The organism is Mycobacterium paraseoulense, from assembly GCF_010731655.1.
Lineage (GTDB): Bacteria > Actinomycetota > Actinomycetes > Mycobacteriales > Mycobacteriaceae > Mycobacterium > Mycobacterium paraseoulense.
Window position 1 is genome coordinate 4,535,679 of sequence record NZ_AP022619.1, and the last position, 18,531, is coordinate 4,554,209.

Genomic DNA, 18,531 nt, shown 5'->3' on the forward strand with positions numbered 1-18,531 from the left:
AGTCTATTTTTGGCCCGTGAGCCGATCCCGATATGCGCGGTTGACGCGCGAGCAGCTGGCCGTGCTGGTTCCCGAACTGCTCCTCATCGGGCAGCTGATCGACCGCTCCGGGATGGCCTGGTGCATCAGCGCGTTCGGCCGCGACGAGATGGTGCAGATCGCCATCGAGGAGTGGGCGGGGGCCAGCCCCGTCTACACCCGGCGCATGCAGCGGGCGCTCAACTTCGAAGGCGACGACGTGCCGACCATCTTCAAGGGGCTGCAGCTCGACATCGGCGCGCCACCGCAATTCATGGACTTCCGCTACACCGTCCACGACCGCTGGCACGGCGAATTCCACCTCGACCACTGCGGCGCCTTGCTGGACGTGGAGCCGATGGGCGAGAAGTACGTCTTCGGCATGTGCCACACCATCGAGGACCCGACCTTCGACGCCACCGCGGTGGCCACCAACCCGCGCGCCCAGGTGCGCCCAATCCACCGGCCGCCGCGGACGCCGGCGGATCGTCATCCGCACTGCGCGTGGACCGTCATCATCGACGAGTCCTATCCCGAGGCCCAGGGCATCCCCGCGCTGGACATCATCCGTCAAACCCGCGCCGCCACATGGGAACTCGATCCGATCGACCGCTCCGACGAGGGCGAGGCGGATTACTCCGGCCCGCTGCTGTCCGACTTCGACTTCGCGGGGTTCTCGCATTCGGCGCTGGTCCGGATGGCCGACGAGGTCTGCCTGCAGATGCACCTGCTCTACCTGTCGTTCGCGATCGCGGTGCGGGCACGCGCCGCCGACGAGAAACAGGCCGTGTCGGTGTGCACCCAGGGCCTGACCGGCATAGCGGGCGTGGCCGCCGAGCGCATTCACCGCGCGCTGGGGCTGCAAGGCGGTGTCGACGGGGTGCTGGAGGTGCTCGAACTGCACCCGTTGCTGAACCCCGCGGGCTACGTGCGGGCCGAAACGGCCGACCGGCTCGTCGTGCACCGCTCGCCGGCCCACGACGACGCCGCCTGGATCGCGCTGTGTTCACCCGAATCCGTGCAACCGCTGCAGGCGATCGCCACCGCCGTCGCCCCGCACGTCGAGGTCCGGGTCAGCGGCACCGACACCGACTGGACCGCGGAACTGGTCGAAACCGACACCGCGGCGGCCGAACTGCCCGAGGTGTCGGTAACAAAAGTCAGCGGCGGAGCGACATTCCAGTTCGAGCCGAGGCGATCGCTGCCGCTGACCGTGGTGTAAGCACGGGCGCGAATTTGTCAAGGGGCCACCGGTACCACTTCGGTGACGAGGTGGCATCGACCGGATACCGATGATGTTGCAAGCCATCGGTTTTGGGCGTGTCCGCGGCTATGGTTAACGCTGGCCACCGACCCCTATAGACGAAGGTTTCGCTCTATGTACGACCCACTTGGGTTGTCGATCGGGACCACGAACCTGGTCGCTGCGCGCAACGAAGGCCCACCGGTTAGCCGGCGGTCGGTGCTGACCCTTTATCCGCACTGCGCCCCGAAAGTGGGCTTGCCCGAGGAGAACTCGTACCTTTCCGAGCCCGGAACGATGATGAAGGGCTTTGTCGAGCGCATCGGTGACTCGGTGGCGCTGGTGTCCGCCGACGGGTCCGCGCACGACCCGGAACTGTTGACGGTGGAGGCCCTGGACGCGATGGTGTGCGCCGCGGGCGCCGACGCCTCCTCCTCCGAGATCTCCATCGCCGTGCCCGCGTACTGGAAACCCGTCACCGTTCAGGCGTTGCGCGACGCGCTGCGGACGCATGTGGGATTCGTGCGCAGCGGCATGGCACCCCGGCTGGTCTCGGACGCGATCGCGTCGCTGGCCGCCGTGAAGTCCGAGCTCGGCCTGCCCGACGACGGTGTGGTGGGGCTGCTGGACTTCGGCGGCGGCGGAACCTCGGCGACGCTGGTGAACGTCGCGGGCGACTTCGAACTCATCAGCGCGACAATGCGTTACGCGGCCCTGTCCGGCGACGAGATCGACCAGGAGCTGCTGCTGCGGGTCTTCGAGGAGCTGGGCCGCGGCAGCGGCCTCGACCCCGGCAGCACGGCGGCCGTCGGGCAGCTCGGTGAGCTTCGCGAACAGTGCCGGCTGGCCAAGGAGCGGCTGTCCATCGACGTCGTCACCGAGATCGCCGCCGAGCTCGGCGGGCGCAGCTGCAGCCTGACGCTGAAGCGCGACGATCTCGAAGACCTGATGGCGGATCGGCTGACCGGTTTCATCTACGCCTTCGACGACATGCTGGTGCGCTACCGCAAGAACTGGGGGGACCTCGCGGCGGTGGTGACCGTCGGCGGGGGCGCGCACATTCCGCTTGTCGCCGAACGGCTTTCGATCCACGGGCGGACCCCGGTCGTGACCCCGTCACAGCCGGCGCTGGCAGCGGCGTGCGGCGCGCTGCTGCTGGCGGCCCGCGGTGAAGAGCTGAGCCTGCGCACGCGGACGTCGATGGGACTGCTCGCGGCCGCCAACACCACCGGCGATGTCGTCGACCTCGGGGCCGGTGACGTGCTGGTGATCGACGACGAGGCGCTGACGGACCGCGAGCTGGCGTGGTCGCAGACCGAGTACCCCGGTGACCTGCGGGTGCGGTTCGGCGGCGAAATCTACGACGAGGACGGCCCCTCCGGCTGGTCGATGCGCCTGAACGTGATCGAGCCGCCCCGGGACCGGCCGTGGCGCCGCCTGCGGTTGTCGCAGCTGATCATCGGCATGTCCGCGCTGGTGGCCATGACGGCGATCGGCGGTGTGGCCTACACCCTGACCGGCATCGAACACCGCCAGGCCCCGCCGGCGCCCAGCGTCGCCCCGCGGCCGGCGCCGGCCAGCCCGCTGGTGCCGCGCACCGTCGTGCCGCCTCCCCCCACCGCCGTGCCGCCCCCGCCGAGCGCCGCGCCGGTGCCCAGCCCCGCGCCGCCGCCGGCCGAACCACCGCCACCACCGCCGTCACCACCGCCGCCCCCGGTGGTGGTCACCACGCAGGCGCCGCCCGTCTACACCCCGCGGCACACCGCGCCGCCATCGACGCAGCCGCCGGCCACGACGGCCATGACGACGCCCCCGGCGCCGACGACCACGACCGAGACGCCACCCCCGCCGTCGACCACCACCACGACCACCACGACGGTGCCGATGACCACCGAGTGGATCCACGTTCCGCTGCTGCCGGTGCCCATACCGGTTCCGGTCCCGCAGACGCAGGCACCGCAGGCGCCCCAGGCCCCGCAGTACACCCCGTACCCGCAGTACCCGCAATACCCGGGGAACTCCCAGAACCCGTTTTTGAGCCCGGGCTACTAGTCTCGCGTCCTCCCTGAGAGAGCGCGCTCCGGCAGCGCGTGCGCGCCCACGCGGGTAGCGTGGTGTCACCCGGTCGGGCGGGGTTCATCCGGTGTGCCCTCATTGCAGGGTCCCCGAGCAAATCAGCGGACTGTGGAGGCGTACGTGGACATCGTGCTTGGGGTCTCGATGGCTCCCGGGACGGTCCGCCTGGTGGTCATCGAGGGCCAGAACGCCGATGGCGTCACCGTCGAACAGGACGAGTTCGAGGTCGGCGCCACCGGCGGCGACCCGGTGGCCGTCGGTGCGGTCGACCAGGTGCTGGCGGCGATCGACGGCACCCGGGAAGGGGCGCTGGCCGGCGGGCATCAGTTGGCGTCGACCGGGGTCACCTGGACGGACGCCGACGCCGTCGGCGGGCTACGCGAGGCGATGGCCCGCCGCGGCATGGGCAGCGTGATGCTGGTGTCGCCGTTGCTGGCCGCGGCCGCGCTGGCCCAGACCGTCGGGTCCGCCCTCGACTACCAGCACATCGCGATGCTGTTCGTGGAACCCCAGACCGCGACGCTGGCCGTCGTCGACGTCACCGACGGCTCCATCGTCGACCTGCACCGCCAGCAGCTGGCGAACCCGGGGCGCGAGCCGCTGGCCGCAGAGCTGGCGACGATGGTCGCCGGCCTGGGCGCGCGGGGGGCTCGGGCGGACGGCGTCTTCCTGATCGGCTGCGGCACGGACATCGTGGCCGTCAAGCCCGCGCTCGAGGCGGCGACCCCGCTCGAGGTGACCGCACCGGAGGAACCGGACATGGCGCTGGCCCGCGGCGCGGCGCTGGCCTCGGCGAACGCGCCGCTGTTCGCCTCGTCCACGGCCGCCCTGGCGTACGCGCTGGATCCGGGCACCGGCGAGGTGAGCCCCCGACCGCTGGGCCCGACCTACCTTGACGTCTGGGGCAACGCGGAGGCCGGGGCGCTGGCCTACAGCGCCGTCGCCGACGAGGACGACGTGACCCCGCGCCGGCGCGGGCCGATGTTCCTCGCCGGCAGCGCGCTGGCCGGGATCGCCGCCGTGGTGGCCGGCGTGGTGCTGTTCTCGCTGGCCTCCGACCGGCCCGGGTCCAGCGCGCCGCAGAACCCGCGGGTCAGCGTCGCCACCCCGGCCGAGCAGCGGCCGGCCCAAGCGCCGAGCGCGCCGCCCCAAGCGCAGCCGCCCGCCCCCGCGCCGCCGCCCGCTCCCGCGCCGCCACCCCCGACCGTGGTGGCCGCCCCGCGGCCGGCCCCCGCCCCCGAGCAGCCCGCGCGGCAAGCCCCGGTCAAGCCGCCGCCGGCGGCACCGGTCTACCGCGCCCCGGCCCGGCCGGCGCCGCAGTACACGCCCCCCGCCCAACGCCCGGCTCCGGCGCCACCCCCGGCGGCCCCGGCCCCGCCGCCGCCCGCCGCGCCGCCGCCGCCCGCTCAGCCCCCGGTGACGATGTACCTGCATTTCCCGTTCGTCACGGTGCCGATTCCGATCACCCCACCGCCACCGCCGGGGCGGTAACGACGTGGCGCGGGCCCGCGACTGCGCGCACACTGGGCGGTGACGGCACGAGCGGCGAGGAGGTCGCGTGGGCGAATACGGTGCGTTCGGATTTGATCCCGAAGAGTTCGATCGAATGATCCGCGAGGGCAGCGAGGGACTGCGCGAGATGGTCGAGCGGGTCAGCAAGTTTGTCGCGGCTCCCGGAGCCCGGCCCGGGTGGTCGTCATTGTTCGACGACCTGTCGCGGCGTTCCCGCCCCCAGCCCGAGACGGCCGGCGAGGCGGGCGACGGCGTGTGGGCCATCTACACCACCGATGCCGACGGCGGCGCGCACGTCGAACAGGTGTACGCGACCGAGCTCGACGCGCTGCGGGCCAACAAGAACAACGTCGACCCCAAGCGCAAGGTGCGGTTCCTGCCCTACGGCATCGCGGTCAGCGTCCTCGACGGCGATTCGCCCGACGACGAATCCGGCGAGACCCCGCAACCCTCGTAGCGCCGCCGCGCGCCTCAGCCCTGCTGGACGACGTTCGAGCCCCCGGAGTTGCTGACCTTCGGCGTGCCCGAATGGTAGGTCACCTTGTTGTTGAAGCCGGAGGCTTCGATGCTGTCGACGGCGTCGACGGTGATCTCGTTCTGCACGCCCGAAACCGTGAGGCTCGCGCAGTGGCCGCTGATCACCACCGTGTTGGACACGCCGCTGACGCTGACCACGTTGTCGTTGCACGCGATCGTCCGGTTTTCGCCGATCCCGGAGACGCTGACCCGGTCGCCCGGCGCCGGGGTCGGTGACGTCGACGGCCTGGGCGTCTTGGTCCGGGTCGTCGACGGGGCCGTGCCGCCCGGGGAGGTGCCGGCCGGGGGACCGAACGTGTCGGTGATGGTCGGCGGTGAGCTGATGATGGAGCGGACGCCGGAAAGCTGGTGTGCCGCAAAGGCGGCGATGCCGCCGGCGAGGGCCAGCACGCCGACGACGATGACCGTGCCCACGATCCACCACATGCGGTTGCCCGACGGACGCTGCGGCGGCGGGCCCCCGAAGGGGTCGCCGTAGGTCCACGCCGGCGGCGGCGGCGGCCCCGCCGGGCCGGGCGGGCCCGCCGGGCCGGGCGGGTATGCCGGTGGTGGCGGATAACCCGGGCCGGCCGGTTGCGCGCTAGCCGCTTCGGATGCCCGCGCCGCGTCGGCGAGCGGGCGCTCGAGTTCCCGGATCCGGTCCTCCGGGTCGTCGTTTGCTGCCATGGGTTGAATATGCCATTCGCGTCGGTGATTTCGTGCGGTTCGGTAGTTTCTGCTTCGTGCCCGAGTTGCCGAACCGCCAGGTCTTGTTGCGTCGCCGCCCCACGGGTCTGGTCCAGCCCGGTGACACGGAGCTGGTCACCACGCCGGCGCCCGAGCCCGCGGAGGGGGAGGCGCTGCTGCGCACCACCTACGTCGGGATCGACGCCGCGGCGCGCACGTGGCTCGACGACCAGCCCGGTTACCTCCCGCCGGTGCAGCTGGGCGAGGTCATCCGCGCGGCCGGGATCGGCGAGGTGGTCGAGTCGCGCTGCGACGCCTACGCCGTCGGGGATGTCGTCACCACGCTGACCGGTTTCTCCGAGTACGCGATCATCCGCGACGACCTGTTCAGCACGCCCATCCCGGGCGAGGACGACCAGCTGGCGATCATGTCGGTGTACGGGCCGACCGGCGCCACCGCGTATTTCGGGATGACCGACATCGGCCGTCCGAAGGAGGGGGAGACCGTCGTGGTCTCCGCGGCCGCGGGCGCCACCGGATCGGTGGCCGGGCAGATCGCCAAGATCGCCGGCGCCCGGGTGGTGGGGATCGCGGGCGGGCCCGAGAAGTGCCGGGCGGTGGTCGAGGACTTCGGGTTCGACGCGTGCATCGACTACAAGAACGACGACCTCGCGGCGGCGCTCAAGCGGCACTGCCCGCGGCGCGTCGACGTCTACTTCGACAACGTCGGCGGGCCGATCCTCGACGCGGTGCTGGGCCGCTTGGCCCCGCGCGCCCGCGTCGTCCTGTGCGGGGTCATCTCCAGCTACCTGACCGGCGAGCACCCGGGACCGGCCAACTACGTGAACCTGCTCTCCAAGACGGCGTTGATGCAGGGGTTCAACGCCCTCGACCAGTGGGGTCGCTTCGACGAGGCCTTCGCGGCGCTGCGGCAGTGGGAGGCCGAGGGCCGCCTGCGGCACCGGGAAACCATCTTCGACGGCATCGAGTCGTGCGTCGACGCCCTCAACGGCCTGTTCACCGGGGTCAACATCGGGAAGACCCTGGTCAAGATCAGCGAACCGGCCTCCCGCTGAACCGCACCGTGCCCCCGCCGGCAAAAACCCGCCGCCACGGGCCGGGTGCGGGGTGCGTGGCACCCCGCCGCGTGGTTTCATAACAGGCGTTTGCAAAAGTTGCTTCGGGGTATCGCGCTAGGTCGGAACGCGGCTTTCACGATTGGTGGGTTGTAGATGGATCGTCGCAGCATGATGTTGATCTCGGGGCTCGGCATGCTGGGGGCTGCGATGCGCTTGCCGGGCGCCTGGGCCACCCCGCCGGCGCCGCAGGCGCCCCCGTCGGCCGGCCCCGGCGGCCCCTACATCTTCGCCGACGAGTTCGACGGACCCGCGGGCTCTCCGCCCGACCCGGGTAAGTGGACGATCCAGACCTGGCAGGACGACGTCTTCCCACCGGTCGAGGGCATCTACCGCGACGACCGCCAGAACGTGTTCCAGGACGGGCATTCCAACCTCGTGCTGTGCGCCACCCACGATCTGCTGAGCAACACCTATTACAGCGGCAAGCTGCGCGGCAACTTCCGCAGCATGATCAACCAGACCTGGGAGGCGCGGATCAAGCTCGACTGCCTCTACCCCGGCCTGTGGCCCTCGTTCTGGGGCGTCAACGAGGACCCGCTGCCCGACGGCGAGGTGGACATCTTCGAGTGGTACGGCAACGGCCAGTGGGCCCCCGGAACCACCGTCCACGCGGCGTCCAACGGCAAGACCTGGGAAGGCAAATCCATCCCCGGCCTGGTCGACAGCAATTGGCACACCTGGCGAATGCATTGGGGCGAAGAGGGATTCGAGTTCGCCCGGGACGGGGCCGAGTACTTCAAGGTGCCCAACAAGCCCATCCACGTCGCCGGTGGCGCCCCCGACGACTTCCGCTGGCCGTTCAACATCCCCGGCTACTGGATGACGCCGATGTTCACCCTCGCCGTCGGCGGGGTGGGCGCCGGCGACCCGGCCGCGGGCACCTTCCCCGCCTCGATGCTGGTCGATTACATCCGCATCTGGTGACTACCGCTGCGCTTTGAGCACCTGAACCAGGTTGAACTGCCAGCGCTCGACCAGGCGGAACCCCAAATCGTGCGGGACCGCGAAGGCGGGGGTCGCCCCGTAGACGGGGCCGGGCGGGAGTGCGATGCCCCGTTCGTGCGCGGGCTGTGACGCATCGGCCTGGGTGATGATCCAGACCACGCCGCAGTGGCTCAACGGGTTCGCGACGACCTCGGGGATCAGGTTGGTGTCGAAGACCTCGTTGCGGTCGCTCGCGCGCTGCCACAGGGTGAGGTCGACCAGCTTGCGGTAGGCGTCCGGGCGTGCCGCCAGCAACGGCCGCATCGGGGCGGGCATGAACGTCACGGTGTCGTTCACCAGCAGGCAATCGCCGGGTGCGGCCTGGGCGGTGATCAGGTCGGCCACCTGGCTGTAGTCCATCCCGTACTTGGCGTACGGGCCACGTTGCGCGCGAACGTAATTCGGCGCGGCCGCGACGGCGAACAGGGTGACCAGGGCCGCGGTCAGCCACGGCCGGGCGGTCACCGCGGCGGCGCAGACGCCCAGGATCAGCGCCATTCCCGGCCCGGTGAACGACAGGTAGCGCGGGGTGTAGATGGAGTGCACCAGCGCCGAGTAGGCCAGGATGGCCGCGGTCGGCAGCGCGAGCCACGCGGTCGCGAGGGCCAGCAGTTCTGCGTCGCCTCGCGGCAAGGACGCGGACCTGCTGAGCCACAACACGATAGCCGCCGCGATCACCAGCGCCGACAACGCGGCGAACGGCGGGCTGCGCTCGAAATACTGCTGCACCACCACGTCCTCGAGGGTCCGGCGACCGATGGGCGCTATCCAGCTGATCTGGTGAGCCTGCGCGGCGACCGTCACCAGGAACGGCGCCATCGCGCAGACCGCGACGGCCGCGGCGACGGCAAACCGCAGCAAAACGGTTCGCGTACAACGGGATACGACCACGAGGACCAGGTGTGCCGCGACCAGCAGTGCGAGGTAGACGTCGAGGGCGATCGATGCGGCCAGCGCGACGCCGTAGGCCGCCCACAGCCATCCGGAGTCGCGGCGCGCGGCGCGGACCAGCAACACCGTCAGCCACACGGCGGCCATCATCGACAGCGCGTAGGGGCGGGCCTCGATGCCCGCCCAGGTCGTCCGGGGCAGGACGGCGTACAAGACGCCGGAGGCCACCGCGGCCGTGCGCGAGGAGAATTGCTTGGCCAGCACCACCATTCCGGCGGCGGCGGCCCCGACGGCCAGCCCGCTCGGCGCGCGCGACCAGAACTCGGTGGGCGGGAAAACCTGAAACCAGGCGTGCATGAGCAGGTAGTACACGCCGTGCACGGCGTCGACATTGCCCAGCATCCGCCACAACTGGGCGAGGGAACGACTGTAGGCGGCCGAAATGGTGGCGGCCTCGTCGTACCAGAACGACGGCCGGGCCGCGCCGCCCAGACTCACCGCGACGGCAAGCACCCCGACGAGCAGCGGGTCCAGCGCGGCCGGCGCGCGGCGAAGCGGGTTCCGCACGCCGCTATGGTGCCAGAAGCGGAGCGCGACCCCGCCGCTGGCCGAAACTCAGTTGAGCAGCCAGACGTGCCAGAATCCGTCGGAGCCCAGCCGGCAGTCCCAATGGGTGTACAGGTTGTCGTTGTGGGTGAGCTCGACGTGCGGGGCGTCCGCTTCGCAACCGGCCTGGCTCGAATAGTTGCCCTCGACCTCGATCTCGTCGGCACCGGCGACGCCCACCCCGATGGTGAACAGCCCGGCCAACGCCAATAGGCCAGCGGCGCAAGCCATCTTCATGTGGACCTCCCCTTGGGTAGCTGAGCCGACTATATCGAGCTGCCCGCGTGGCGGACCCAAAACGAGGATCTCGGCCGCCGATGTTCATTCGAACGTATGATCGATCGATGGGGCAGTTCGCGTCCATCGGGTACAACGGCCAACCGGTCCGAAGCCCGTTTCGGGTGGTGCGCCCGCCGATCACGGTCCTGGTGGACCTGACGGTGCTGTTCCCGCGCGAGCCACACCGCTCCGGCCGGTATCAGCCCAACGGGCTGCAGCTGCACAAGGTGGTCGAGGGGCTGCTCAGCTGCTGGGGCCTGTGCGAACAGGGCGACTGGTGGGGGCTGGTGACCTATCCGGTCGCCTACGGCTCCGAGCGCAAGACCGTGACGCACTGGGTGCCGGCCTGGACGCTGCGCCGAAACCGGTTATGAGCACGGGGGTGGGGCCGGACCCATGCGGCCGCGCCCAGCCGATGCGATGATTGCTGCCCGTGGAGGCAAGTTGGAGTTCGGTGCTGACCAAGCTCGTCGCGCTGGCGGCGGTCATCGCGCTCTCGCCGATCACCGTCATCCCGGCGGTCCTGGTATTGCACGCGCCGCGTCCACGCCCGACCAGCCTTGCGTTCCTCGCGGGGTGGGTGCTGGGCCTGGCCGCCCTCACCGCCGCGTTCGTCGGCGGCTCGGGCCTGCTCGAAGGCGTGCACAAGGCGCCACCGACGTGGGCGTCGTGGCTCCGCGTCGCGCTGGGGTCGGCGCTGATCGCCCTGGGCGGCTACCACTGGCTGACCCGGCATCGTCACGGCAGCATGCCGCGCTGGATGCGGTCGTTCTCCACGCTCACCCCGGTGCGCGCGGGGGTGACCGCTGCGGTGCTGGTGGTGCTGCGGCCCGAGGTGCTCATCCTGTGCGCGGCGGCCGGCTTGGCCGTCGGCGGCAGCAGCCTCAGTTCAGCCGGCCAACTGGTGGCCGGCGCGGTGTTTCTCGTCATCGCCGCCTCGACCGTGGCCATCCCGATATTGGCGTATGCCGGCGCCGGTGAACGCCTCGACGATCCGCTGGAACGCCTCAAAGTCTGGATGGAGGAAAACCACGCCCTCCTGCTCGCGATCATCCTGGTCCTGATCGGTTTGATGGTGCTCTACAACGGGATTCACGCCCTGTAGATTGCTGGCCATGGCAGGAAGCTGGGGCACCGTCCTGACGGGGCTCGTTCCGCTCGGGCTGGTCATCTCGCTCTCGCCGCTCACCGTCATCCCGGCCGTGCTGGTGCTGCAGGCGTCGCGCCCGCGGCCGACTGGCCTGGCGTTCCTGGGCGGCTGGTTGTTGAGCCTGGCCGCGCTCACGGCGGTGTCCGTCGCGGCCTCCGGCCTGCTCGGCGGTCTGGACAAGTCGCCGCCGAAGTGGTCGTCGTGGCTGCGCATCGTGTTCGGCTCGGCGCTGATCGGGTACGGCATCTACCGGTGGCTGAACCGGCGCGGCCAGGCCGAGTCGCCGGCGTGGATGCGATCGTTCGCCACCATCACGCCGGCCCGCGCGGGTGTCATGGGGGCGGTGCTGGCCGCGGTGCGGCCGGACGTGCTGCTCATCTGCATCCCGGCCGGATTGGGCATCGGCACCGCGGGGCTGGGTCTGGTCGGGGACTGGGTGGCCGCCGCGTTCTTCGTCGCCATCGCGGCGTCAAGTGTCGCGATCCCGATACTGGCCTACGCGGCGGCCGGCAGCCGCCTCGACGACACGCTGGCGAGGCTCAAAGACTGGATGGACCGAAACAACGCCGCGCTGCTCGCCGCGGTCCTGGTCGTGATCGGCGCGATGCTGCTCTACCACGGGATCGACGCCTTATAGCCGCCGTCGGCCAGGCCGGCGTCCTCCTCGAGCCTGTTGATCGCGCCGAAGGCGTATTCGCGGACCAACTCGCGGCCGTAGTCGGCCAGCATGCCCGCGTAGCCCCTCGCCGCCCATTGCCGGCAGTGACGCTCCTCGTGGTGCAGCACCCGATCCAGGTCGAGGCCGCTCTCCACGGCCCTCCCCGCCGCGTCGACATACCAGGCATGCCCGGACTCGACGATGCGGCGGAGCCGTTCGGCGGGGTCGGCGACGGTACCCATGTTGACCATGAAGATGTCGCCCCAGGTGGTGCCGGCGCGTCGGCAGAATTGGCGTTGGATCCAATTGCCGCCCAGTCCCATGAGGATGCCGTTCGGCGTCGCGACGAGGCGCCCGCCGTTGCGGTCGACGAACCTGACGTCGCGGCGGTAACTCCAGCGATTTGCTGTCTGCCGCCGCATGATTCGCGTGACTTCGGCTGCGCAGTAGGGCGTCGGCGGGAAGTCGGTGCGCCAGACCCGTTTGGTGCCGTAGCCGGTGCCGGCGTTCAGGATGTAGGTGCACAGCGCCGCCGCGCGGGCGTCGCCGCCGCTGGTGCCCCGCGGCAGGAGGAAGAAGGATTTGCCGTCCGGATCCCTGATCTCCGCCATCCGCCCGAGGACCTGAAAGCTGGCCGGGGTGACGGCGTGCCGCCGGACGATCTCCGCGACGACGTCCGGGGCCACGCCGCGCCGCGCGGCGTTGGCGTGCCATGCGTGGAAGTAGCCCGCTGCGTCCATGTCCGCCAACCAACTTAGGGTGTAGCGAATGAACACGCGGCCCTGGCGACGCGCGCGCGGCATCAACCAGATCACCCGGGGGCTGGGCACCCTGGACCGGGAGATCTTCGAAGCGATCGCCGAGACCGACACCCCGCTGCTGGACGCGGTCATGCCGCCGCTGACCCGGGCGGCCGACAACTCCAAGCTGTGGTTCGCCATCGCCGCGGTCCTGATGGCGTCGGGCAAGCACAGCGCCCAGCGCGGGGCGACCCGCGGCGTCGTGACGCTCGCGGCCACCAGCCTGCTCACCAACCAGGTCGCCAAGCGCATCCGCCGGCGCCCCCGGCCCGGGTACGAATTGGTGCCGCTGGTCAGGCAGGTCCGCCGCCGCCCGTCGTCGAACTCCTTCCCGTCGGGGCACTCCGCCAGCGCGGCCGCGTTCGCCGTGGGGGTCGGTCTGGAGAACCCGATGCTGGGTTTCGGGCTGGCGCTGCTGGCCGGGCTGGTCGGCCTGTCGCGGGTGGCGACCGGCGCGCACTACCCCGGTGACGTCGTCGCCGGGTTCGGCATCGGGTCGGGGCTGGCGGTCCTGGGCGGTCGGCTCGTCCCGCCGATCGTCGAAACCGCCCTGCCCAAGACCGAACCGCTTCGGGTCGCCGCGCCGCAACGGCCCGACGGCGCCGGGGTGGTGCTGGTCATCAACCCGGAGTCGGGCAGCGGCACCGGGGCCCGCGTCGTCGACGAGGTTCGCGACGCGCTGCCGCGGGTGGACATCCGGAAGCTGGGCCCCGACGACGACCCGGAGGAGGTGCTGCGTGAGGCCGCTGCGGGCGCCGAGGTGCTCGCGGTCGGGGGCGGCGACGGCACGGTGGCGGCCGCGGCCGGGGTGGCCATCGAGGCCGGCCTGCCGCTGGCGGTATTTCCCGCCGGGACGTTCAACCACTTCGCGAAGGACATCGGCTGCGACACCGTCGCCAAGACCGTCGACGCGATCCGGCGCGGCAGCGTGGCATGTGTGGACCTGGTGTGCCTCAACGAAAGTCAGATGGTCCTCAACACCGCCAGCATCGGCGCCTACCCGACCTTCGTGCAGCAGCGCGAGAAACTGGAGAAGCGCATCGGCAAGCCGCTGGCCGGTCTCTACGCGATGCTGCACACGCTGCGCCATGACCAGCCCGTGCGGATCTCATACGACAACAAGACGCTGCTGACCTCGCTGTTCTTCCTCGGAAATTCGCTCTACCTGCCGACCGGCTTCGCCCCGTCGCGACGGACCCGCATGGACGACGGGTTGATCGATGTCCGCATCCTCGAAGCGGGCCGGCGGTGGGCGCGGACCAGGATCCTGACCGCGCTCGCGCTCGGGCGGCTGGAGCGCAGCCCGCTCTACCACGAGCTGCAGGCGCCGGAATTCAGCTTCGTCGCGGTCGACGGCCCGACGGTCATCGCGTGTGACGGCGAGGTGGGCGACGAATACGAGAAGGCCACCTTCGCCGCCAAATACCGGGTCCTGCAGGTGTTCCGGCCCTGCGACTAGACCGGCGAGGCGATGTCGCAGACCAGGGTCATCCACCGGCCCCGACGAGCGCCCGCAGCGTGGCGCGCGCACCGTGGCGGTGCAGCGAGTCCAGCGCCCACAGGTAGGGCTCCAGGAAGCGGGGCTGGTCGACGAGGTCACCGAACACCGCGCGGTTGGCCAGGAATGCGGTCGGGTCGTCGCGCTGGGAGCGGGCGATCGGGACGAGCGTGCCGGCGAGCCGGTCGGTGACCTGGATCGGCCGGCCCTCCTCGTCGACGCCCTCGGCGTAGCGCGCCCAGCTCGCGACGATCGCCGCGGACAGCCGCACCGGGCCGCCGCGCCGCAGGTTGTCGTCGACCACCGGTAGCAGCCACTTGGGGATGCGGTCGGACGAGTCGGCGCACAGCCGGGCCACCGTGTCGCGCACGTAGGCGTTGGCGAAGCGGGGGATGATCCCGGCTTTGAAGTCGGTGAGGCCCGGGACCCGGGCGAGGGTGGGCATCGCCTCGAATTCCAGATAGCGGTCCAGCAATTCGGCGATCAGCGGGTCCCCGGCGGCCTCGTGCACCAGCCGATACCCGGCCAGGTAGGCGAAGTAACACAGCGCCTGGTGCCCGGCGTTGAGCAGCCGCAGCTTCATCGCCTCGTAGGGCGACACGTCGTCGACGAGGCGGACGCCCGCCCGGTCCAGTGGGGGACGACCGTCGGCGAAATCGTCCTCGAGCACCCACATGGCGAACGGCTCGGCGACCACGGGCCAGCCGTCGCGCACGCCGAATTCGGAGTCCAGCCGGGCGATCGCCTCGGGCGTGGTGACCGGCGTGATGCGGTCGACCATCGAGTTCGGGAAGGTGGTGTATTCCCGCATCCACTGCGCGAGTGCGGGTTCGAGCCGCTCGGCATGCGAGGTGAACGCGTGGCGGGCCACGTTCCCGTTTTCCACGATGTTGTCGCACGACACGATCGTGGGGGAGGGCAGGCCGCGTGCCCGTCGCCGGTTCAGGCCCTCGGCCACCAGCCCGAAGACGTCGCTCAGCGGCGGCTGATAGCCGCCTTCGGTGATGGTGAGCGACACGATCCGGGTGGCCGGGGTGGCGAGCAGCTCGACGACCGCCTCGGGATCCTCGGGCGCGTAACGGAAGTCGACGATGGAGCCGATCACCCGCGGCTGCCGGGTGCCGTCGGGGTGTTCGAGGATCAGCGTGTAGAGATAGTCCTGGGCGCGCAGCACGTCGCGCATGCGCCGGTCGCCCGGCAGCACGCCGACGCCGCAGATCCCCCAGTCCCGGGCCAGCCCGTCGCTGAGCAGCCGGTCGAGGTACATGGCCTGGTGGGCGCGATGAAAGCCGCCAACACCGAAATGCACGATGCCGATCCCGATTTGGCTGCGGTCGTAGGCCGGGACCGGGATGTTGAGAGCGCTCAGGTTGCGCGCGCTCAGCTCCATCGCTGCGTCACCTCAGCCTCGGCCGTCGTGGCCGCCTCGTGCCGTCGTCACCCCGTGGGGCGAACCTGGCTCACCGCTAAGCGTTGGGGCACAGATCGCGCATGGCGAAGATGACGACGTCGGCGGCCTGCCGGCCGTTGATCCCGCCGGTGCCCTGGTCGGCGTCGGACCGTTGTATCGCCAGGCCCTCGAGCTGTTGGGGGGAGGCGCCCCAGGACAGCTGCTGGCACAGGTCCGTGCCCATCTGCAGCAGCGCTTCGTCGCCGCCGTTGACGGCGTGGATGCCGGCGTTGTGCAGGTCATTGAGGAAGGCAGTCGCGTCGGCCCGGGCCGGGCTGGCCCAGACGATCCCCGCGGCCAGAAGTGGGCCACCTGCGAGGGCTGCGCCCATGAACCGGCCATAGGGCCGCTGTGCTGCCATCGAAATCTTCTCCTTCTTCCCGTGCCTGAACGCCGATGATGCACTTTTACACGAAAGCGCCGCCGAACACGCTGGAAGATAAATCTCGATGATGAATTGTGGGCAAAGACCGCCGGTCCGCTCGCCCCTACGCGTTCGGGCACAGATCGCGGACGGCGTCGATGACGACGTCGTCGGCCTGCCGGGGGGTGATCCCGCCGGTGCCCTGTCTGCTGTCGGAGCGCTGCACCGCGAGGCCCTCCAGTTGGGACGGCGGGGCGCCCCACGCCAGCTGCTGGCAGACGCTGAGGCCCATCTGCACCAGCGCCGCGTCACCGCCGCTGACGGCGCGGACGCCGTCCTTGTGCAAATCACTGACGAAGGTGGCCGCGTCGGCCCGCACCGGGTCGGCCCACATCACCCCGGCGGCCAACAGCGGGCCCCCCGCCAGCGCTGTGCTCATGAGTCGGCCGCAGAACCGTCGTGCTGTCATGGTTCCTTCTCCCCGTTCGTTAACCTTTCAGTCGCCTACCGTTCACTTTTATGGAACCTCCGCGGGTTGTCGATTCCCCGAAAGTTCCCTGTGAATGAGCTGCGCGGAAGCGCGCCTGCCGGCCGCCGCCGGCGCGGCAAACATGCGGGCCCGCAACCGACTTCGTGACGCCCTTGTGACGTCACCATTTGGAAACGGCGCGGTGCGGCGCGTCCGGTGTTTCAGGTCGGCTGCCGACAATTGGCTCGGTCGCCGAAAGACGGCCATGCGGATCTGCTGCACCAGGTTGTTATGTGAGCGCGAATATAAGGAGAGTCGACGCTGATGGCGATCGTCGATCGGTTCAACATCAAAGTAGTTGCCACGCTTGGGTTGTGCGGAGCCGCACTCGCACTGAGCCCGGATGCGGCAGCCGCTCCCCTGAAGACGGGCGGCTACGCCTGCATACAGGGGCAGGCCGGCGAGGCCGGGGCGCCGCTGGCCGGACCGGGAGCCGCCGGCGCACCGCTGGCCGGGCCCGGCGCCGCCGGTGCCGCGGGCGGGGCGCCGACCGCGGAGGTCTGCACGGCCAGCGCGCCGCTCACCGACATGGCCGGTGTCCCGCTGGCGGTGCCGGGCCCGCTGCCGGTGGGTGCGCCGCTGCCGGTTCCGTTGGGTGGCCCGCTGCCGCTGCCGCTGGGTGCCCCGCTGCCGCTGGGTGCGCCGCTGCCCATCGCCCCGGTGGTGCCCGCGGGTGCTCCGCTGGTCGCGCTCGGTGGGCTGGCGGCCGGTGCCCCCCTCGATGCGGTCGCCGGTGCGCCGCTCATCGATATGTCCGGGGTCAAGGACGCACCGACGGGTCCGGCCCCGACCGGCGGCCCCCAACCCGGTCAGCCGGTGGCGCCCGGCCCGGGCGCGCACTGAGCCCCATTCCCTCCCGACCGGAAGGACCCGCTGGCGGCCACCAGCGGGTCCTTTCGTATGTGGCTGGTGCTGCACTTCAGGCGTCGCGCGTGAAGGTGGTTTCACGGTCGACCGCGAGCGTGAAACTAACCTCACACTCGACAGAGGGGTCGAGCGCAAGCGAAAAGCCCGTGCGCTCGGGGTCATTGAGTGGGGCGCCGCCTCAGGAAGGCGGCCGCTCCCAGAGGTCCTGCTTGACGATCACCGGGTCACCGACATTGACCGTGTTGTAGTACCACTCGGCGTCTTCGGGGCTCAGGCTGATGCAGCCGTGGCTGACGTTCTCCAGTCCCAGTGATTGGACCGCCCAGGGGGCGGAGTGCACGAACAGGCCGCGGTTGGTGATCCGGACGGCGTAGTCGACGTTGAGCAGGTAACCGCTGGGATCGTCGACCGGAATGCCGACGCTGCTCGAATCCATAAGCACCGAGCGGTCTTTGGACAAGACGGTGTAGTTGCCGACCGGCGTCGGGAATTCCGGCCTACCCATCGACGCGGGCAGCACGCCCTCCTCGCCGAAGTGGGGACGGTGGTGCGGAGTCGGTGGGGGGGCCGCATCGACTCCGTCGACGGTCACCGTGAACGTGTGGTCGGTGATGTTGGCGACGCCGACGACCTTCGGGCCCGTTTTGAATTCCGTGGGCCGGCCTTCCACCGACAGCGCCACCGTGCTGTGCGCCGGCCAGTAGTGGGCCGGGACCCACTGCACGACCTTGTTGTCGAGCCATTCGAACGTGCCCGTCATCGCGGGCGTCGACGTGACGGCGATGGCGCGCTCGGCGGCGTGCCGGTTCGCGACCGGCGCGTCGAACGTCACCACGACGGGATGCGCGACACCCACCGTCGCGCCCGGCGCCGGCAGCACCGACGCGATGGCGAAGTCATGCGGCTGGTTCGCCGCCGCCGCGCTGGTGCCAGTCGGCCCGGCCACCACGCCCGCAGCGATTCCGACCACCGCAAGAACACACCGAACGTCCGCCCGCATGGCTCCGATTCCTCTTAACTGACACAGTTGTAATAGGAGGATCGTAAATCCCCGTTGACCGGCGGAAGCGCAAGGGCGCGTTAGCATTCGGTCAAGCCTCGGTCACGTTTCGGCCACGGGGGTTTAGCCGGGGGAAGTGGGCCTGCGCTGGGCTTTCAAACGGGCGGCAACGACGCCAGCTGGCCGGGCGCGATATCGGCCCGATGCGGCGTGAGGGTGGCGACCGGCGGCGTAGGTGATCGCCGCTCCGCCGATTCGCCGGGC

At 70.7% G+C, this 18,531-nt stretch carries 19 protein-coding genes; 11 read left to right on the forward strand and 8 right to left on the reverse strand.

Annotated elements, in window-relative coordinates; all coding sequences use genetic code 11:
• Positions 1-16 precede the first annotated feature (16 nt).
• The 4 genes from G6N51_RS21075 to G6N51_RS21090 all read left to right on the forward strand — a co-directional run bounded on the left by G6N51_RS21075 (position 17) and on the right by G6N51_RS21090 (position 5,306).
• The gene (locus G6N51_RS21075; RefSeq protein ID WP_083176332.1) at positions 17-1,240 is read left to right on the forward strand and encodes a hypothetical protein; all 1,224 of its coding nucleotides are present in this window, start codon (positions 17-19) and stop codon (positions 1,238-1,240) included.
• Between the two features lie 156 nt (positions 1,241-1,396).
• Positions 1,397-3,313, forward strand: a complete 1,917-nt coding sequence (locus G6N51_RS21080) for an Hsp70 family protein (RefSeq protein WP_163750783.1) — start codon at positions 1,397-1,399, stop codon at positions 3,311-3,313.
• A 144-nt stretch (positions 3,314-3,457) separates the two neighbouring features.
• Positions 3,458-4,828: a DUF7159 family protein gene (locus G6N51_RS21085; RefSeq protein ID WP_163750785.1), complete on the forward strand. Its 1,371-nt coding sequence runs from the start codon at positions 3,458-3,460 to the stop codon at positions 4,826-4,828.
• 67 nt (positions 4,829-4,895) lie between these two features.
• Positions 4,896-5,306, forward strand: a complete 411-nt coding sequence (locus G6N51_RS21090; RefSeq protein ID WP_083176004.1) for a hypothetical protein — start codon at positions 4,896-4,898, stop codon at positions 5,304-5,306.
• A gap of 14 nt (positions 5,307-5,320) precedes the next feature.
• Here G6N51_RS21090 and G6N51_RS21095 read toward each other — a convergent pair whose 3' ends face one another.
• On the reverse strand, positions 5,321-6,052 hold the full coding sequence (locus tag G6N51_RS21095; protein WP_083176006.1) for a DUF3060 domain-containing protein: 732 nt from the start codon (positions 6,050-6,052) through the stop codon (positions 5,321-5,323).
• 56 nt (positions 6,053-6,108) lie between these two features.
• On the opposite strand from G6N51_RS21095, the gene G6N51_RS21100 reads away from it, so the two are divergent.
• Positions 6,109-7,128, forward strand: a complete 1,020-nt coding sequence (locus G6N51_RS21100; RefSeq protein ID WP_083176045.1) for an NADP-dependent oxidoreductase — start codon at positions 6,109-6,111, stop codon at positions 7,126-7,128.
• A gap of 156 nt (positions 7,129-7,284) precedes the next feature.
• Entirely contained in the window at positions 7,285-8,115 is an 831-nt protein-coding gene (locus G6N51_RS21105; RefSeq protein WP_068059626.1) for a glycoside hydrolase family 16 protein, read from the forward strand.
• Here G6N51_RS21105 and G6N51_RS21110 read toward each other — a convergent pair whose 3' ends face one another.
• Positions 8,116-9,633, reverse strand: a complete 1,518-nt coding sequence (locus G6N51_RS21110) for a glycosyltransferase family 39 protein (RefSeq protein ID WP_083176008.1) — start codon at positions 9,631-9,633, stop codon at positions 8,116-8,118.
• Between the two features lie 48 nt (positions 9,634-9,681).
• Entirely contained in the window at positions 9,682-9,909 is a 228-nt protein-coding gene (locus tag G6N51_RS21115; RefSeq protein ID WP_083176010.1) for a hypothetical protein, read from the reverse strand.
• 107 nt (positions 9,910-10,016) lie between these two features.
• Here G6N51_RS21115 and G6N51_RS21120 point away from each other — a divergent pair, with 107 nt between their 5' ends.
• From G6N51_RS21120 to G6N51_RS21130, 3 genes are all read left to right on the forward strand, one after another.
• Positions 10,017-10,325 carry a hypothetical protein gene (locus tag G6N51_RS21120; protein WP_067924303.1) on the forward strand — a complete coding sequence of 103 codons (309 nt, stop codon included), beginning with the start codon at positions 10,017-10,019 and terminating at the stop codon, positions 10,323-10,325.
• A gap of 80 nt (positions 10,326-10,405) precedes the next feature.
• The gene (locus G6N51_RS21125; protein ID WP_142275256.1) at positions 10,406-11,056 is read left to right on the forward strand and encodes a GAP family protein; all 651 of its coding nucleotides are present in this window, start codon (positions 10,406-10,408) and stop codon (positions 11,054-11,056) included.
• Between the two features lie 10 nt (positions 11,057-11,066).
• Positions 11,067-11,738, forward strand: coding sequence for a GAP family protein (locus G6N51_RS21130; RefSeq protein WP_083176047.1), 672 nt, complete (start codon positions 11,067-11,069; stop codon positions 11,736-11,738).
• Here the strand turns inward: G6N51_RS21130 and G6N51_RS21135 are convergent.
• Positions 11,714-12,499 carry a hypothetical protein gene (locus tag G6N51_RS21135; protein WP_083176014.1) on the reverse strand — a complete coding sequence of 262 codons (786 nt, stop codon included), beginning with the start codon at positions 12,497-12,499 and terminating at the stop codon, positions 11,714-11,716. The two genes, G6N51_RS21130 and G6N51_RS21135, sit on opposite strands and share 25 nt — an antisense overlap.
• Positions 12,500-12,527: 28 nt before the next feature.
• On the opposite strand from G6N51_RS21135, the gene G6N51_RS21140 reads away from it, so the two are divergent.
• Positions 12,528-14,018 carry a bifunctional phosphatase PAP2/diacylglycerol kinase family protein gene (locus G6N51_RS21140; protein WP_083176016.1) on the forward strand — a complete coding sequence of 497 codons (1,491 nt, stop codon included), beginning with the start codon at positions 12,528-12,530 and terminating at the stop codon, positions 14,016-14,018.
• Between the two features lie 28 nt (positions 14,019-14,046).
• Here G6N51_RS21140 and G6N51_RS21145 read toward each other — a convergent pair whose 3' ends face one another.
• The 3 genes from G6N51_RS21145 to G6N51_RS21155 form a co-directional block, all read right to left on the reverse strand.
• Positions 14,047-15,447, reverse strand: a complete 1,401-nt coding sequence (locus tag G6N51_RS21145) for a mannitol dehydrogenase family protein (protein ID WP_083176018.1) — start codon at positions 15,445-15,447, stop codon at positions 14,047-14,049.
• Positions 15,448-15,523: 76 nt separating this feature from the next.
• Positions 15,524-15,868 (reverse strand): DUF732 domain-containing protein, encoded by a 345-nt coding sequence (locus tag G6N51_RS21150; RefSeq protein WP_083176020.1) that lies wholly within the window; start codon positions 15,866-15,868, stop codon positions 15,524-15,526.
• A 127-nt stretch (positions 15,869-15,995) separates the two neighbouring features.
• Entirely contained in the window at positions 15,996-16,340 is a 345-nt protein-coding gene (locus tag G6N51_RS21155; protein WP_083176022.1) for a DUF732 domain-containing protein, read from the reverse strand.
• Positions 16,341-16,664: 324 nt separating this feature from the next.
• On the opposite strand from G6N51_RS21155, the gene G6N51_RS21160 reads away from it, so the two are divergent.
• Positions 16,665-17,243 (forward strand): hypothetical protein, encoded by a 579-nt coding sequence (locus G6N51_RS21160; protein WP_083176024.1) that lies wholly within the window; start codon positions 16,665-16,667, stop codon positions 17,241-17,243.
• 202 nt (positions 17,244-17,445) lie between these two features.
• Here G6N51_RS21160 and G6N51_RS21165 read toward each other — a convergent pair whose 3' ends face one another.
• On the reverse strand, positions 17,446-18,267 hold the full coding sequence (locus G6N51_RS21165; RefSeq protein WP_083176026.1) for a L,D-transpeptidase: 822 nt from the start codon (positions 18,265-18,267) through the stop codon (positions 17,446-17,448).
• Positions 18,268-18,531 lie beyond the last annotated feature (264 nt).